Origin of the sequence: Pseudoalteromonas gelatinilytica (assembly GCF_001641615.1) — a bacterium.
Classification (GTDB): Bacteria; Pseudomonadota; Gammaproteobacteria; order Enterobacterales; family Alteromonadaceae; genus Pseudoalteromonas; species Pseudoalteromonas gelatinilytica.
The window spans coordinates 69213-86669 of record NZ_LRRU01000011.1 but is presented as its reverse complement, the minus strand read 5'-3'; the positions used below and the strand labels follow the sequence as shown (position 1 = coordinate 86669).

Annotated in this window: 15 protein-coding genes; 12 read left to right on the top strand and 3 right to left on the bottom strand. The window is 41.8% G+C overall.

Features of this window, described 5'->3' with window-relative positions; all coding sequences use genetic code 11:
* Positions 1 to 7 precede the first annotated feature (7 nt).
* The gene (gene secD / locus NH153_RS05385) at positions 8 to 1867 is read left to right on the top strand and encodes a protein translocase subunit SecD (RefSeq protein WP_063701803.1); all 1860 of its coding nucleotides are present in this window, start codon (positions 8 to 10) and stop codon (positions 1865 to 1867) included.
* 8 nt (positions 1868 to 1875) lie between these two features.
* On the top strand, positions 1876 to 2823 hold the full coding sequence (gene secF / locus NH153_RS05380; RefSeq protein ID WP_063701801.1) for a protein translocase subunit SecF: 948 nt from the start codon (positions 1876 to 1878) through the stop codon (positions 2821 to 2823).
* Between the two features lie 65 nt (positions 2824 to 2888).
* On the opposite strand, the gene NH153_RS05375 is transcribed toward secF, so the two are convergent.
* Together NH153_RS05375 and NH153_RS05370 are read right to left on the bottom strand one after the other, a co-directional pair.
* Positions 2889 to 4385, bottom strand: coding sequence for a mannitol dehydrogenase family protein (locus NH153_RS05375; protein WP_063701799.1), 1497 nt, complete (start codon positions 4383 to 4385; stop codon positions 2889 to 2891).
* Between the two features lie 17 nt (positions 4386 to 4402).
* The gene (locus NH153_RS05370; protein WP_063701796.1) at positions 4403 to 6115 is read right to left on the bottom strand and encodes a purine-cytosine permease family protein; all 1713 of its coding nucleotides are present in this window, start codon (positions 6113 to 6115) and stop codon (positions 4403 to 4405) included.
* A gap of 611 nt (positions 6116 to 6726) precedes the next feature.
* On the opposite strand from NH153_RS05370, the gene NH153_RS05365 reads away from it, so the two are divergent.
* The 5 genes from NH153_RS05365 (at position 6727) to NH153_RS05345 (ending at position 12735) form a co-directional block, all read left to right on the top strand.
* Complete coding sequence (locus NH153_RS05365) at positions 6727 to 8076, top strand: carbohydrate porin (protein ID WP_063701794.1); 1350 nt, start codon at positions 6727 to 6729, stop codon at positions 8074 to 8076.
* A 258-nt stretch (positions 8077 to 8334) separates the two neighbouring features.
* The gene (locus tag NH153_RS05360) at positions 8335 to 9291 is read left to right on the top strand and encodes a sugar-binding transcriptional regulator (protein ID WP_063701791.1); all 957 of its coding nucleotides are present in this window, start codon (positions 8335 to 8337) and stop codon (positions 9289 to 9291) included.
* Between the two features lie 99 nt (positions 9292 to 9390).
* Complete coding sequence (locus NH153_RS05355; protein WP_063701789.1) at positions 9391 to 9942, top strand: hypothetical protein; 552 nt, start codon at positions 9391 to 9393, stop codon at positions 9940 to 9942.
* A gap of 87 nt (positions 9943 to 10029) precedes the next feature.
* Positions 10030 to 11820, top strand: a complete 1791-nt coding sequence (locus NH153_RS05350) for a GGDEF domain-containing protein (RefSeq protein WP_063701787.1) — start codon at positions 10030 to 10032, stop codon at positions 11818 to 11820.
* Positions 11821 to 11904: 84 nt separating this feature from the next.
* The gene (locus NH153_RS05345; protein WP_063701785.1) at positions 11905 to 12735 is read left to right on the top strand and encodes a substrate-binding periplasmic protein; all 831 of its coding nucleotides are present in this window, start codon (positions 11905 to 11907) and stop codon (positions 12733 to 12735) included.
* Positions 12736 to 12760: 25 nt separating this feature from the next.
* Here the strand turns inward: NH153_RS05345 and suhB are convergent, their stop codons facing one another.
* Positions 12761 to 13564, bottom strand: coding sequence for an inositol-1-monophosphatase (gene suhB / locus NH153_RS05340; RefSeq protein ID WP_054552496.1), 804 nt, complete (start codon positions 13562 to 13564; stop codon positions 12761 to 12763).
* A gap of 306 nt (positions 13565 to 13870) precedes the next feature.
* Here suhB and NH153_RS05335 point away from each other — a divergent pair, with 306 nt between their 5' ends.
* From NH153_RS05335 to iscU, 5 genes are all read left to right on the top strand, one after another.
* Complete coding sequence (locus NH153_RS05335) at positions 13871 to 14218, top strand: four helix bundle protein (RefSeq protein ID WP_063701783.1); 348 nt, start codon at positions 13871 to 13873, stop codon at positions 14216 to 14218.
* Positions 14219 to 14367: 149 nt separating this feature from the next.
* On the top strand, positions 14368 to 15090 hold the full coding sequence (gene trmJ, locus NH153_RS05330; RefSeq protein WP_063701781.1) for a tRNA (cytosine(32)/uridine(32)-2'-O)-methyltransferase TrmJ: 723 nt from the start codon (positions 14368 to 14370) through the stop codon (positions 15088 to 15090).
* Between the two features lie 202 nt (positions 15091 to 15292).
* Positions 15293 to 15784, top strand: coding sequence for a Fe-S cluster assembly transcriptional regulator IscR (gene iscR / locus NH153_RS05325; protein ID WP_063701779.1), 492 nt, complete (start codon positions 15293 to 15295; stop codon positions 15782 to 15784).
* A 22-nt stretch (positions 15785 to 15806) separates the two neighbouring features.
* Positions 15807 to 17024 (top strand): IscS subfamily cysteine desulfurase, encoded by a 1218-nt coding sequence (locus NH153_RS05320; RefSeq protein WP_054552500.1) that lies wholly within the window; start codon positions 15807 to 15809, stop codon positions 17022 to 17024.
* Positions 17025 to 17064: 40 nt separating this feature from the next.
* Positions 17065 to 17448 (top strand): Fe-S cluster assembly scaffold IscU, encoded by a 384-nt coding sequence (iscU, locus tag NH153_RS05315; protein ID WP_063701777.1) that lies wholly within the window; start codon positions 17065 to 17067, stop codon positions 17446 to 17448.
* Positions 17449 to 17457 lie beyond the last annotated feature (9 nt).

Here is a 17457-nt window from a genome sequence, read left to right as displayed (position 1 = left end):
CTCACACGTGTTAAACAAGTTTCCATTATGGAAGTATTTACTTGTTCTTGTTGTGTTAGTCGTTGGTATTTTATATGCCTCACCTAACTTGTATGGCCGTGACCCGGCCATCCAAGTATCGGGCACTAAAGGTACTGATGCTGACCTCAGCGTACTCGATAAAGTAAATGCGACTCTCAAAGAACATAACGTTACTGTTAAATCAAGCAAACTTGAAGACGGACAAATCCTCGTTCGTTTTAAGAATGTTGAAGACCAACTAAAAGCGCAAGATCTACTGCGTGATTCCCTTAGTGAAGATTACATCTCAGCAATCAACATGGCGCCTGCTCAACCTGAGTGGTTAAAGTCTTTGGGTGGTAACCCAATGAAACTAGGCCTAGATTTAAGCGGTGGTGTTCACTTTACTATGGAAATCGACATGGCGACGGCGGTTGATACTCAGCTTGAGCAAATGGAACAAGATTTCAAAAGTGACTTACGTGAAGAAAAACTACGTTATCGCACCATTCGCCGTGTAGCGAATAGCGAGCGATTACGTGTTGAAATGCGTAACGAAGAAGATAAAAGCGCAGCAGAGCGTTTCTTATCAACACGTTACCCATTAAACGTATACGTTGATGATAGCAGCAGCGACAATGCTTTTTACGTGAGCATGAGCGAGCAAAAGTTAAAAGAAATTCGTGACTACGCTATCAAACAAAACGAAACGATTATCCGTAACCGTATTAACCAAATCGGTGTTGCAGAGCCTAACGTACAGCGCCAAGGTGCTGAGCGTATCATCGTGCAACTTCCGGGTGTGCAAGATACAGCGCGTGCAAAAGAAATTCTGGGTGCAACAGCAACACTCGAATTCCGCGAAGTTGACGAAAACGCAGATGCAAGTGCTGCGCTGCAAGGTCGTTTACCGCCAGGTACAGAAATGATCATGGCGCGTGAAGGTTACCCTGTGGTACTTAAGCAACGCATCATTCTTGAAGGTAGTCATATTACTGGTGCGCAATCAGGCACAGATGAGTATCAACGTCCACAAGTTAGCATTACGCTAGACAGCAAAGGTGGCGCAAAAATGAATGCGTTCACTAAGCGTGCTATCGGTAAACGTATGGCAACGGTATTCATTGAATACAAGCCATCAGGTAAAACAGATGAAAACGGTAAAGCACTTCCACCAATTAAAGTGGAAGAAGTAATTAACGTAGCGACGATTCAAGCGCGCCTTGACCGTTCATTCCGTATTACTGGTATCGATAACCCAGCTGAAGCACATAACCTAAGTTTATTACTTCGTGCCGGTGCACTTGTAGCGCCAATTCAAATTGTTGAAGAGCGCACAGTAGGTCCAAGCCTAGGTCAAGAGAACATCGAAGCGGGTATGACTGCGGTTGTGCTTGGTTTTGTGTTTGTACTTGTATTTATGCTTGTTTACTACAAAGGTTTCGGCATGGTGGCAAATTTGGCACTGGGCGCAAACCTAGTATTAATCGTCGGCGTAATGTCGCTTATCCCAGGTGCAGCGTTAACGCTACCGGGTATTGCAGGTATCGTATTAACTGTAGGTATGGCGGTTGACGCCAACGTACTTATTTTTGAACGTATTCGTGAAGAACTTGCTGATGGCCGTAGCCCGCAACAAGCTGTTCATTTTGGTTACGACAGCGCATTTAGTACGATTTTCGATGCTAACATCACAACGCTAATCGCAGCAGTGATCCTATTTGCAGTGGGTACTGGTCCTATTGCTGGTTTCGCAGTAACACTTGCGATTGGTATTATCACCTCTATGTTTACAGCCATTGTTGGTACCCGTGCGGTAATCAATTTATTCATTGGCGGTAAGCGTATTGAGAAGTTGTCGATTTAGGAGTCAGCATGCAAATTTTAAAACTCGGTGGTAAAACACTCGGCTTTATGAAGTTACGTAAGTTTGCCATGACAGTATCAACCTTGTTGATTTTGGCTTCTTTCGTATCGTTTTTTACTAAAGGCTTAAACTTCGGTCTCGACTTTACTGGCGGTACCGCTGTTGAAGTAGGCTTTACAGAAGCACCCGATCTTAAACAAGTACGTGATGCAATCACAGAAAGTGGTTTTGAAGATTTCTCGGTGCAGCTATTTGGCTCAAGTAAAGAGATTTTAGTACGTCTTGCACCGCAAGGTGCAGGCGTTAAAGCAGAAGTTATTGGTAACCAAATCATTACGGCATTGCAAAAAATTGAGCCGACAGTAGAAATGCGTCGTATCGAATTTGTTGGCCCAAGTGTGGGTGAAGATCTGAAAGAGCAGGGTGGCCTTGCCATGTTAACTGCACTTATCTGTATCTTAATTTACGTTGCGTTTCGTTTTGAATGGCGATTTGCGGTAGGTGCGGTTTCAGCACTATTACATGACGTTATCATCACATTAGGTTTATTCTCAGTGCTAGGTCTTGAGTTTGACTTAACGATTCTTGCGGCAATCTTGGCGGTAATCGGTTACTCACTCAACGATACTATCGTTGTATCTGACCGTATCCGTGAAAACTTCCGTAAAGTGCGTGTTGATGACACGATTGAAATTATCGATATTTCATTAACGCAGACGTTAAACCGTACATTAGTTACTTCAATCACGACAATTTTAGTATTGATTGCATTGTTCGTATGGGGTGGTCAAACAATCCACGGTTTCGCAACTGCGTTACTATTTGGTGTGTTCATCGGTACTTACTCGTCTGTTTACGTTGCTTCAGCAGTAGCAATTGCAATGGGTGTAAGTAAAGAAGACTTAATTCCAGAAGTAATTGAAAAAGAAGGTGCGGATCTCGATCCAATGCCTTAATCAGTGATACAAAGAAAAACCGCCCTAGGGCGGTTTTTTTATTTTTAAACTTTCTTTGCCTGATACTACTTGGCATTATAACTACTTAACACCACTTCCATAATCTGCTCTATCGCTACTCCCGCATAGAGTTTGCTGATGTAATATTTATACTCATTACAAAATGACTCGTTCTCAATAATTGAGCCGAAAATGCTTGGTTGCTCGAGAAAAGCGAGTGGTGATATTCGTGATGCATGAGCTGCCTGCTGTAACGTTTCAGCCAAATCATCGATAACCTCTAAAGGCTGACCTTGTTGAGATGAGTGCGTGTCGCTGTATAAGCACCAAGCTGCAATCACTAAGTTAGCAATCGCAGTATTTCCACCAATTTTAAGGTTCTTTACAAGCGTAGGTACCAAAAAGGTCGAGACTTTACTTGCGCTTTGAGAGCAAATTCGTGCAAGGCTGTCCTTGATGTTAGGGTTCGCAAATCGAGCTATCAGCGTTCGCTTATAATCACTTAGGTCAATACCGGGCACCTCATCTAAAATCGGTGTTACTTCGTTATCCATGAAGCTGCTGACCACTGTTGCAAATAAGGGATCTGAAATTGTTTGCTCTATGGTTTGATAACCACGTAAAGAGCCGAGTATTCCCATAACAGTATGGCTCGCATTTAGTAAGCGAATTTTCATGGTTTCATAAGGTGTTACATCATTGACTATTTGTGCACCTACCTTCTCCCAAGCAGGGCGTTGTTGGCAAAACTTATCCTCGATGACCCATTGATGAAAAGGCTCACAGGTGACAGGCCATGAATCAATCACTCCCAACTGTTCTGCGAGAACAATATCTTTATCTGTGGTTGCAGGGGTAATACGGTCGACCATTGCATTAGGAAAGCTAACTTGACTTGCTACCCAATCAGCAAGCTCTGAGTCATATGAACTAATGTAAGTAACTAACATTTTTCGTATGACATCACCATTGTGCTGAACATTATCACAAGACTGAATAGTAAACGGTTTTTGACCACTCTTTCTGCGGCGATCTAAAGCAGCAGCAAGGTAGCCAAAAATCAGCTTTGGCTTGTTTGGGTTTGCTAAATCATGTTGTATATCGGGGTTTGAAAAATCGAACTCGCCGGTAGATGGGTCATAATTATAACCGCCTTCGGTTATTGTTAATGAAACAATCTGGGTTTCCTCAGCGGCCATTTTACTTATAACAGCTTCTGGATCATCCGGCGCTAAGAGAAAATCGGTTAAACAGCCAATTATTTGCACATCAGTTTTGCCACTTGGGTGTTTTACTAATAGAGAGTACAGATAATCTTGTGCTTCTAGAGATTGTTTAATAGCCCGATCAGCCTCGCGTAAACCTATACCGCATATGCCCCAACCTAAATCCCCCGTATGGTTGATGTAGTTATCAGTATAGAAAGCTTGATGAGAGCGGTGAAACCCGCCCACACCAACATGGACAATCCCGGCTTTTAGGGATTGTCGGTTATAACGCGGCACTGATATAGATGTAGGAAAAGAGCTCAGTGTTGAGTTATTTAAAGAAAGTGCGCTCATGTTTTGCCCCCGAGCAGTTAAACGGCTGAAAATTGTTTTCTACGTTGCATAGCCCAATACGCACTCGCGAAATAAATGATGGTGCAAGCGAATCCACTATTGAAAAATAATGTTCTATTGTGCTCATAGGAAGCAACATCTGGTGAGTTGAACATGGCATTTGCTGCTAGCGCCACAGTAACACCTAAACTTAACCAAGCAACCGTAGTGAGTACTTTGGTCAACAGGCGTTGATCAAGAATAAATGCAGCCTCATTGGCTGCTTGTTCGGCGTGAAATCTTTCTACTTTTTTATCAAAATTAGCTAGCTCTGCTTCTTCTTCAGGATACTTCTGTGCAGCGCCATTTCGTTTTGCTAATAAAATATATACGACAATACTGAATACCCAAGTTGGTAAGAAAAGGTAGTAAAATGGCATTATATTGATCGCATTCAATGTAAATCCGAACACTAGGCCAAGTGCCCACGCAATAACAGCTGCAGAGCTATGCTCAAGCTTTTTGTAGGTAACCCAATAACGAGTTAGGCCAATCTTTGGAAACAAAAAGTGTTCAGCAAAAACGATAGCGCCTACAGGTACGACTAAAAGTCCTGCGTACGTAAGAAGTGGTAGTAACTTAGTAAATACAAATGGAAAGCAGGCAATTAAAACAGTAACTATACCCACTAAAAATGTCGTTCTGGTACGCGAAAGGTTACTAAATATAGCTTGTGCAGCAAGACCTGCTCGGTACAAGTTTGCATTTGCTGTAGTCCAGCCTGCGACAATAACAATAACTAACCCAGATAACCCAAGAGCATGGAACGCAACATCGCCTGGATCTAGCTCAGTAATCGACTTTTTCACAAGAACCGCGGTGCCCGCACCCATAATACCAGCAGAGATCCAAGCGATATAGTGACCAAATAACATACCTGCTGATGTGCATAAGCCATAGCTTTTTTTCTTCGCGTAACGTAGCAGAGCCATGTCTATTAAACCAAAGTGAGTGATGGTGTTTGCTGCCCAAGAGAATCCGATGACTTCTAACAGCCCTATGCCTGGCTCACCATTGGCATCTAACCCAGTCCATACAGAGACACTGCCAATGTGCATGAAGTCTCCCCAACTCGAGACTGAGGTTTCACCAATGACAGAATTAGCAAGTTCAGGCATGAGTACTAATGGGCCGCTGATGAACATAACAAATAACCATGGAGCACAAATACCTGAGAATTGCGATACAGCGTTAAAGCCATACATGGCAACCAATACAACGATAATGCCAACGGCAAGAACAACCATGACAAACCATGCGTTTGTTGGATACCAATTTAATTGCGCGGGAATATCAAGTGCAAAGCGAACAGCCGTTGCAGAAACGGTGATCATCGCAGCAGAAATAACCGTAAAGATTATGACGTTCGCCCAGTTATATAACCGGGTCATTGAGTTTCCTGCTATTTTTTGAAGGTACGTATATAGGCTCAGGCGTGTATCAACCGCTATTGGGGTGGTAATTAGTGTCCAGCTCAGCACGGCGAGAATATTACCAATAAGCAAGCCAAGCAGAATATCCGTCATGGTTGCGCCAAGTGCGACAAAGGTTGCGCCAAATACAAATTCAGTGGCAGCAACATGCTCACCTGCGTATAAACCTAAAAAATGTCTCCATCCTTTGAGCTTATGTTTTGCAATAGGTAATTGCTCTTCTTCTATGTGGTTTAGGTCTTTATGATCAGTATTCATAAGTAACGATCCCAGTACTTTCTAGGCATGCTGATTTGCAAGCAAATAGCTTAACTGCATCTTTATTTGTGTATTCATTGTTTAACACTTAAAACTTTTTATTAGATAAATAGAAAATTTCAAAATTCAACACGCCCATGATTGTTGTCATTGAGCATTTACATAAAGTAAATGCCTGTTTTGAGCAAATCTATGCTTCATGGGCATAATCCTATTCCGCTTGTTGTTTGTCAATGTTAGTGAGCCAGTCTATTTAATCAGCTGATTGTTATTAATAAGTCGAAGTCATTGCACTTGTTTAGCAAATTTAAACCTCATTAAATTAAGCTTGATAAGATTTGTTATTTTTTAATCAACCCCTTCAGTGCCTTAATTTGTGTTTTTTTTGTCTGGAGGGGTCGTTCAAATGAAAGAGGATTAGTTTTATCCATTTTAATTTCTCTTTCGAAGATTCTAATTTCTTTTTGTTAGAATTTGAGCTCTATTTTTTGATGTTGACAAATGCATCTTGCATTAGGAATATGCTCATAATATTGTCATTTGCCCTTTGCTGGGCGTTAAATACTAAGATGTTGATCAAGTTAGGACAAATTAAAATGGAGAACACGCATATGAACACAAATCAACAACCTAAGTTTTGCCGTATATGGAAAGGGAGCAGTGAACGCTATTTAAACGTAGCTTGGCTTAAATCTATCGCAGCCATTATGTTGCTGTCTTCTCAGTCAGGTTATGCAGATGATAGTTTTGATGTTCACAGCCATCTAAGTGGCGATTGGCTAGGGGCAAGAGATAAGCTAGCAGAGCAAGGTGTGGATATTCGCTTAGGCTACTTCAGTCAAACAGCTCACAACTTAAAAGGGGGAGAAAGTACAGAAACGGCTTATGCCGATCAGTTTTTTGTCGGTGGCTACTTTAATTTAGAAAAATTACTTAATTGGTCGGGTGCCGAATTTAAGGTGGAGCTTACTAATCGTAATGGCGAGCTTATTAATGAAAAAGCAAATCTGCCCGTTTTGCTGCAATCGCAACAAATTTATGGTCGAGGCAATGTAACGCGTTTAACTCAATTCTCTCTAACTCAACATTTATTTGAAGATCAACTTAGTATTAAAGTGGGTCGAATTTACCCAAGTGCTGATTTTTTTGCTATGAGTTGTGCCTTTCAGCACCTGACATTCTGTAGTGGTGGCTCATCCAATTATTTGAGTAGTAGTTGGTATGGTGACCCCCTTAGTGCTCTAGGGGTGCAACTAACATACAAAGTCACTGATAATTTGCTTTTTAAACTAGGCAGTTATGATGCAAACCCTGCAACTATGTCATTAAATCAAGGATTGAAATTAACAACATCAGGAGAGGTTAACGGCACGACCTTGGTCGGTGAGCTGGAATATAAACGCCAATACAAGAATGGTTTAGATGGAGATTATCGATTTGGCGTTGTCCGCAGCAGTTTAGATAAAACTAAACTAGTCAATAATGCGGGTTACCCTGCTGGCACGACAACCGATATGGTTGCTACAGAAGATACTGATAACGCATTTTATTTTAATATTGAACAACAGCTAACTCGAAACACGTCAGGAGGGGGCTTACGAATATTTGCGAGTATGATTCACGCAGATCAAAGCGTCAGTGCTGTTGGCGAAGTTTTGGCGTTTGGCGGATATATTGATGCACCTTTAGTCAGTAGACCACACGACCGTATAGGTTTTGCTGTGGGCCGAAACAGTGTGAGTAATGAGCTTAATGATGCTCAGCGCTTTTACAATGCGAATTTTTCAGATGATGAAGTAATCGTAAGGGACCATGAGTACCCGATTGAGTTAAATTATAATTATGTTGTTACCCCAGCAATACAATTAATGCCTAGTATTCAGTATATCATCGACCCAAATGGTGATAATGATGCTGAGAATGCATTGATTGCAGGTTTACAGCTGAGTTTAAATTTTTAGCTAAAGCTTTTAAACCGACGTTATTTGTCAGCAAGTGCTCGACTTTTGTCGTGCAGTTGCGAAGGGTTTCCGGTTATTAACACTTTATGAAATGCGTAGGCACCTCACTAATTTTGAAACAAATTTAGTTAGGTGCTTTTTTAGTTTAGAGTGTGAACCCTAAAATTGTTATTCATGACAGATTATGTATAGAATAGCTGCTGCATAGCTGATTTTGCTAATCATTTACCTCATTTATTGTTCAAACAGGCGTATAAAATGGCTTCAATTCCTAGCAATGATAATCAAAAATTAGAGGAAGCAGCGAGGGCTGGCTGGCTCTACTATGTTGCTGGTAAAACACAAGATGAAATAGCCAAGCAACTAAATACGTCTCGCCAATCTGCGCAAAGGCTTGTTGCTTTGGCAGTATCTCAAGGGTTAATAAAAGTACGATTAGAGCATCCTATTCGACGCTGCATGGAGCTTGCTGATGCGCTACAGAATCGATACGGTTTGCTTAGTTGTGAAGTGGTGCCTAGCGAGAGTAACGATATTAATTCAACCATTGGCTTGGCTCAAGCGGGTGCCGCTGAAATTGAAAGACAGCTAAAGCAGCGCCATGCAAAAATCATTGCGTTTGGTACTGGAAGAGTGTTGCGTGCATGCGCAGAAGAGCTCCCTACTATGCATTGTCCACACCATCGTATTGTTTCCTTAGTTGGAAACATAGCTCAGGATGGCTCAGCAAGTCGTTATGAAGTAGCTATTCATATTGCAGAAAGGGTTGGTGCACAACATTTCCCTATGCCAGTTCCTGTTATTGCAGGATCTGAAGCGGATAAAGCAGGCTGGCAGCAATTAGCGCATGTTAAAAATGTACATCAACTGGCATCACAAGCTGATGTTTCATTTGTTGGTATTGGTGATTTAGGAACAAATTCTCCTCTTCATTTAGACGGCTTTGTTACTCGGCATGAACTAGCTGCGCTTGACGCTATTGGTGCAACAGGTGAAGTAATTAGCTGGATTTACGATAGTGAAGGTCATCTCGTTGAATCAGAAATAAATAATCGCGTGACGAGTGCGGTACTTTCTCCATCCAATGATAAACGAGTAATTGGGATTGCAGCGGGTGACAGTAAAGTGCCAGCCATTGCCGGAGCGATAGAATCAGGAATGATCAATAGTCTCATTACAAATGAACTAACAGCAGAAGCACTGTTGCAGAGATAAGCCTTGGTATTATTAAGCTGACTAACTTGGTAACAAGTGACAGTTTTTCAACTGTTAATGATTTTTAAAAACGAGTCTAACTATACTCTCGGAGACATTATGAAACACCTGATGTTTAGCGTGTTTATACTTTTAATGCTCAGTGCTTGTGACGATAAGCCAGAGCCAAAACAGACAGAAGTGCAGCAAATACCTGAGGTGACACTAGAGCAGCAGTTCGACAACTACCAAGGTTTAGCTTGGCAAGTTGTAGAGGCATTGCAAAACCAATCAACAACTCAGCAATTACAAGATTTGACGCTTAAGCTAATTACTTCATCAACAGGTTTGTTTTTAAACCTAAAAGCGCAGCTGCCAGAGTGTGAGGCAAGTTTGCATGCGCTGGCAGACGCAACCGAGTTTCAGCAACCGCAAAGTAATGACACAGACGCATTAAAGAATGAAATCATTATCAACCTCGAGCCAAACCTTCCTGAGTTCGCTGCAGCAAGTTGCTATCATGCGCAGCAGTTATTACTTAATCCGCTTGCCGTCTATTCGCTAGCGCAACAAGCTGATTTAGCACAGAGTGATTACCAAAACGCGAAATTAAAGATGATAGATAGTTTTGCTCGCATTAAGCAACTTGAGCTGATCACCGCTATTGAGTAGTCAGTGCTCGTCATAGCCTTGCCATAAAATTGTCATACAAGGTTGCTAATTTAGCCGTCTATTTGTATTACTAACGCTAGGTGTAAGGTGAGCGCGCAACTACAGCAGATCTTAGATAACAGTGCTATTGAAACCTTGTTTCAGCCTATCTTTGATATTTCTAATCAGCATATTTTGGGTTATGAGGCATTAAGTCGCGGTCCAAAAGGGTCTGAGCTAGAAATGCCGAGTGCATTATTCAGCGAAGCAATTGCTTGCCATAAAATCTCTGAATTAGAGCTACTTTGTCGCAGTAAGGCAATTGAGAACTTTGTTAAACTCAATCTGCAAGGTAAGTTATTCCTTAATGTAAGTCCTAAAACCTTACTTGACCCTTGCCATCCTAAAGGTGAAACATTACATCTAGTTGAGCACTTTGGTCTTGCAACCAATCGGGTCGTTATTGAGGTTACAGAGCAAGAAAAAGTGGATGATGGCTTTTTATTATTAAAAACCATTGCCCATTACCGCGAACTAGGTTTTTCGATTGCCATTGATGACTTAGGAGCTGGCTATTCGGGTTTAAAGCAATGGTCTGAGTTATGTCCTGAGTTTGTAAAAATAGACCGCTACTTTATTGATCATTGCGACCAGAGTGTGGTTAAAAAAGAGTTTTTAAAGTCAATTATTGAGCTTGCAAAAGCCACCAATACGCAAGTTATCGCAGAAGGCATTGAGCGGGCTGAGGAACTTCGTTTACTCGAAAGCTTAGGCGTGCAGCACGCACAAGGCTTTTTACTCGAAAGGCCGAGTATACAACCAAGCTACGAAATAAATATTCATTGCTTAAAGCACTTAGAATCATCAGATAGCAGCAATACTTTTGAACAGTCTATGGCGATTGGTTGGTTGGCAGTCGAGCACGCCAGCATTGAAGCAACAACCCGTTGCAAAGACGCTCACAGCATCTTTGAGCAAGATAAAAGTTTAACGAGTCTTGCGGTGCTTGAGCACAATATTCCTGTTGGTTTATTACACCGAGATCAACTCACTGAAGTGTTTGCCGCTCCCTATGGTCATGCACTTTATGATAAGCAGCCGGTTACTTCATTAATGGATAAGCAGCCGTTAATCGTTGATGAAAACGAGTTACTCGATACAGTGAGTCAGCAAATTACCGAATTTGAGTTTGATATTCGACGTCACATTGTGATCACCCGAAGTGGTGAATACTTAGGTTTGGCGCCATTGCGTAATATCTTAAAGCACATTACCGAAGAAAAAATCCGCCATGCGCAACACGCAAACCCGCTGACTATGCTGCCGGGTAATGTCGCGATTAACGAAGCGATAGAGCTGAGGCTTCGCAATAATTATCCGTTTTCACTCGCATATGTTGATTTAAATCACTTTAAACAATTCAATGACCTATACGGTTATGCCAGCGGTGACAGCGTTATAAAATTACTTGCTGAAGTGATCGTAGAGGCGTGTAGCACTAGTAAAGGTTTTGTCGGCCATATTGGTGGTGATGACTTTATGGTGGTGTTTGATCAAAATGATGCAGAGCAAGTATGCCACAATATCATCAGTAAATTTGAACACCAGTCACGCGCCTTTTTCACCCCAGAGCACATTGAGCAAGGGGGTTATTGGGCAAGCAATCGCGAAGGTAAAAAGCAGTTTGTGCCACTACTTACATTATCAATCGGTTTAGTTAAACCTGATTTAGAGCTATGTATTAACAGCCACCAAGTTGCAGCACTGGCAACAGATGCGAAAAAAGAAGCAAAACGTTATCAAAGTAGCCACTTATTTGTGTGTAAACGAAGCCGCCCAGCACCTGCGGTAGTCCGTTTTAATTGCCAAAAAGATGAAGCATTCCCTATTAGTTCATGAAGAAATTTTAAGTTTGAGTATTTTTACTTGTGTCCCTGTTTAACAGGGTGTAGCTTAAAAAAAACACAATAATCAAAAATAACAATGAAGCGACTATGTAGTGCAATCCTAGTATTGCTAAGCCTAGGATACAGCCTTACCACAGAAGCTAAAAATGTGGTTAATTTAGCGATAGAACAACGCCCACTGTATAAACGCGATTATTATCTTCATGAATTGCTGGCAGCGGCTTTACGCGCCAGTAATTATCAAGCAGAAATCAACGAAGTTCTGGTTCACCCTCATCAACAGCGCACTTTGCTGATGCTCGATGAAAAGCAGGCTGATGTGTTTTGGAGTATGACAAGCCCCGAGCGAGAACACCTTGCAATAGCCGTTAAAGTGCCACTGTTTAAAGGCTACATTGGTAAACGCGCATTACTCACTAAACGAGCTTTTTTACCACGTTTTAAAGATGTAAAAACGAAGCAAGATTTAGCGCAGTTTAGTGCCATTCAAGGCCATGATTGGCCCGATACTAAAATCCTTGCGCAAAACGGCTTAACAGTCAGGCCACTGGCAAATTATCAGGCGATGTTTAACCTAGTGATCAGAGGGCGAGTTGATTATTTTCCGCGTTCGTTCATTGAAGTCATTTCTGAAATGGAACAAGTGAAAAGTGACGAACTTGTCATTGTGCCTAATCTTTATATTAGTTATCCAACGGCATTTTACTTTTTTGTCAGTAACCACAAGCCTGAATTGGCCGAAGCCCTGTTAAAAGGACTCAAGGTGATGAAAAGCACGGGCGAGTTTGAGCAATTATTTGCCAGTTACTTTGCTGAAGACTTGGCTAAGTTGCCATTTAAAGAAGGTGAAGTCGTAGAGATAAAACTCGACAACGATTATTTTCAGTCACAAAAAAAGGAGCCGTAGCTCCTTTTTTGCATTACAAACGCTATTAGCGAAGTAGTGACTCAGTTAACACTGGACGAATTTCACGAATGATCGCTTGAGTTAACTTAGGTGCACCACAAATGATGTTGCCGCTTTGGTTGTAGTTAATACCACCAGCGAAATCAACAACCATACCGCCCGCTTCTTTAACTAAAAGCTCGCCTGCTGCTGTGTCCCATGGCTTAAGGCCAATTTCAAAGAAACCATCAACACGACCCGCAGCAACATATGCCATATCTAATGCCGCAGAACCTGCACGGCGGATATCAGCAGTGTGTACGAAAAGAGCTTTAAACGCTTCAGAGTATGCGTCTAAGTGGTGCTTTTGTTTGAATGGGAAACCAGTTGCAAGTACAGAGCCCGCTAACTCGTTAGTTTTAGTTACGCGTAAACGCTTGCTGTTAAGCTGTGCGCCTTGACCACGTGATGCAGTGAATAATTCACCACGGATTGGATCATAGATAACAGCTTGATCTAAACGACCTTTAACTTTAAGTGCAATAGATACAGCGAAATGAGGGATACCCTTGATGAAGTTAGTTGTGCCATCAAGAGGGTCTACAATCCATTGGTAATCTGCATCTTTACCTTTATGCTCACCAAGCTCTTCACCTACGATAGTGTGATCTGGGTAAGATTTTAAAATAGTGTCACGAATTGCGGCTTCAGCTTCTTTGTCGATGTTAGTCACTAAGTCGTTAGTGCCTTTTTGTTGTACATCAACTTTTGATAAGTCTTCACTTGCGCGAAGTAAAATTTTGCCTGCGTTACGCGCAGCGCGAACCGCAATGTTTAACATTGGATGCATAGCATTACCTTTGGGTTGTAAAAGAACGAATATATTTAAGCCGGCGTATTCTAGCGATTTCTAGCGTAAAGTAAACAAGAAACTCGAATAAATTAGGTTGTTTTTTGTACAGCTCTGATTTTGTTATTGAATTAATCTCAGAAGAAGTGATTAGTGACCAGAGGAAGTGATTGGTCGTCAGAAGTTAGATATCGTTGAGTCGTCAGCCGTCAGCCGTCAGCCGTCAGCCGTCAGCCGTCAGTTTGAAATTTGCATTCTGAGAAATTCGTGCCTATATAAAGTTTTTATACTTAAAAGGATGCAAGTATGAATTTTGAAAAATTAGAGGTATGGAAGCGATCAGCAAGATTAAGTGCTGAAATCTACAAAGAAACGACTGATCTGAATGACTTTGGTTTTCGCAATCAACTCACACGTTCTGGTTTATCAATACCGAGTAATATCGCAGAAGGTATGGCTAGAATCAGCAAAAAAGAGCGGGTGCGTTTTTTAGATATATCAAGATCGTCAATAGCAGAAACACGAACGCAAATTTATATCGGAATTGAGATTAAATACATTGATGCTGCCATCGGTAGAGCTTGGGTAAGTGAAACGGAAGAGCTATCAAGAATGTTGACATCTCTTATGCATAGGATCGAAGCTGATAGCTGATAGCTGATAGCTGATAGCTGATAGCTGATAGCTGATAGCTGATAGCTGATAGCTGATAGCTGATAGCTGATAGCTGATAGCTGATAGCTGATAGCTGATAGCTATGTTATAATCCCCGCAATTTTTGACTTTCAGTAAGTAACAACGCAATGACACTTGATGATATTCGTATCGTATTAGTTAACACATCACATTCTGGTAATATTGGCTCAGCGGCACGTGCTATGAAAACGATGGGCTTATCAAATTTATATCTTGTTGATCCTGCTTGTGAAATTGACAGTCATGCGAGTGCGCTTGCGGCCGGTGCAACTGATGTTTTAGGTAAAACAGTGGTTGTTGATACACTGGCAGATGCGATTGCTGATTGTGGTTTAACAATTGGTACCAGCGCACGCTCACGTACTTTATCTTGGCCTATGGTTGAGCCGCGTGAATGTGGTGAAAAATTAGTGGCAGAGGCTGAACAGGGCCCTGTTGCACTCGTATTTGGTCGCGAAAATAGTGGTTTAACGAACGAAGAGCTACAACAATGTAACTACCACGTATGTATTCCTGCAAACCCTGAGTACAGCTCGTTAAATCTCGCGATGGCCGTGCAAACGCTGTGTTATGAAACACGTATGGCGTATTTAAACAAACAGCCAAAAGCTCAAGAAGAAGACGAAGCAGTCTATCCAAACGCAAAGCAAACTGAGCTGTTTTACGAGCACTTAGAGCAAACATTAAATGACACGGGTTTTATCATCAAACAACACCCAGGCATGGTGATGACTAAATTACGTCGTTTATTTAATCGCGCGCGTCCAGAAGAAGCTGAGATGAACATCTTACGCGGTATTCTTACCTCTATTAATAAGTCTATTAAATAAGTTTAGGTTATAAGCTTTATTCACCAGAATACTTGACTAAATTACTCAGGTAATTACAATGTACCCAGTACTTGACTATTTTTGTCAAGTATTCGGTTTTATCAATGGCAAGTATCAATTTTTATCAAGTGATAATACTTGACTATTTTGGTCTGGTAATTAAAATTTGCACACCTTAGCGTGCAGTAACATCGGGGGCTCCATGAAGTTAACATCAAAAGGCAGATACGCAGTAACCGCCATGTTGGATGTTGCACTACATACAAATGTGGGTGCAGTGCCTCTTGCCGATATTTCTGAACGCCAAGAGATTTCGTTATCTTACCTTGAGCAACTATTCGCCCGTTTACGTAAAAATGGCCTTGTGACCTCTGTGCGTGGCCCAGGTGGCGGATATTTATTAGGTCGAGAAGCAAACGAAATTTCTGTCGGCGATGTGATTAATGCCGTTGATGAGTCTGTTGATGCAACACGTTGCCACAACGCAACGGGTGGCTGCCAAAGCGGCATGCGTTGTTTGACTCACACATTATGGTCGGACTTAAGCGCACGTATCGAAGAGTTTTTAAATAGTATTACCCTTGCTGAATTGGTTGAAAAGTCAGATGTGAAAGAAGTCGCATCACGCCAAGATAACAGCATCAACACTGCAATTAAGCAACTGGAAAACATTCAAGTAAGCTGTCAACTGTAGCTTGACGAAAGCGGAGAGAGAAATGAAGTTACCGATTTATTTAGATTACGCAGCAACCACGCCTGTTGATGAACGTGTGGCAAAAGAAATGATGCAATGCCTGACTATGGACGGTAATTTTGGTAACCCTGCATCACGCTCACACCGTTTTGGTTGGCAAGCAGAAGAAGCGGTTGATCAAGCACGTACAGATATTGCTGATCTGATCAACGCTGACCCGCGTGAAATTGTTTTCACTTCAGGTGCTACAGAATCAAACAACCTAGCAATTAAAGGTGCTGCGCAGTTCTATAAAAAGAAAGGCAAGCACGTTATCACGGTTAAAACAGAGCACAAAGCGGTGCTTGATACGTGTCGTGAACTAGAGCGTCAAGGTTTCGAAGTAACCTATATGGACGTTGAAGAAAACGGTTTACTTGACCTTAAAAAGCTTGAAGCTGCAATGCGTGACGACACAGTACTTGTGAGCGTAATGCACGTAAATAACGAGCTAGGTGTTATCCAAGATATCGCGACAATCGGCGAAATGTGCCGTGAGCGCAAAATTATGTTCCACGTAGACGCTGCACAAAGCGCAGGTAAAGTACTTATCGACGTGCAACAGTTAAAAGTAGATTTCATGTCATTCTCTGGCCACAAAGTATATGGCCCGAAAGGTGTAGGCGCACTGTATGTTCGCCGTAAGCCTCGTGCACGCTTAGAAGCACAAATGCACGGTGGTGGTCATGAGCGTGGTATGCGTTCAGGCACACTGGCTACTCACCAATTAGTTGGTATGGGTGCGGCATTTAGAATTGCTAAAGAAGATTTCGAAAAAGATCATGCACACATCAGCGCACTTCGTAAGCGTCTGATCGATGGCATCATGGCTGATATGGACGAAGTTTACTTCAACGGTGAACCAAGCCACTCAGTTCCGGGTATTGTAAATATCAGCTTCAACTTTGTTGAAGGTGAGTCGTTATTAATGGCTGTTAAAGACATTGCTGTTTCATCAGGTTCAGCCTGTACCTCAGCAAGCTTAGAGCCTTCTTATGTACTACGTGCATTAGGTCGCAATGACGAATTAGCACACAGCTCAATTCGTTTCAGCATTGGCCGCTTTACGACTGAAGAAGAGATTGATTACACCGTCGAACTAATCAAAAACTCGATTGGCCGTTTACGTGAGATGTCTCCTCTATGGGAAATGCATCAAGAAGGTATTGATTTAGATTCAGTTGAGTGGGCGCATCACTAATCAGTGATCGCCGCCGCTAGCAGGTAGTGAGGATAGTATTATGGCTTATAGTGATAAAGTAATCGATCATGTTGAAAATCCACGTAACGTGGGTTCTTTAGACAAAAATGATCCGTCAGTTGCAACAGGTATGGTGGGTGCACCAGCGTGTGGTGACGTAATGAAATTGCAAATCAAAGTATCACCAGAAGGTGTAATTGAAGATGCAAAATTCAAAACATATGGTTGTGGTAGCGCAATCGCTTCTTCTTCACTTGTAACTGAGTGGGTAAAAGGCAAAACATTAGACGAAGCTGCAACAATCAAAAACACTGATATCAGTGCTGAGCTTGAATTACCACCAGTGAAAATTCACTGTTCAATTTTAGCAGAAGACGCGATTCAAGCAGCAATTGCTGACTACAAAAGCAAACAAGCGAAGTAAGAGATAAAT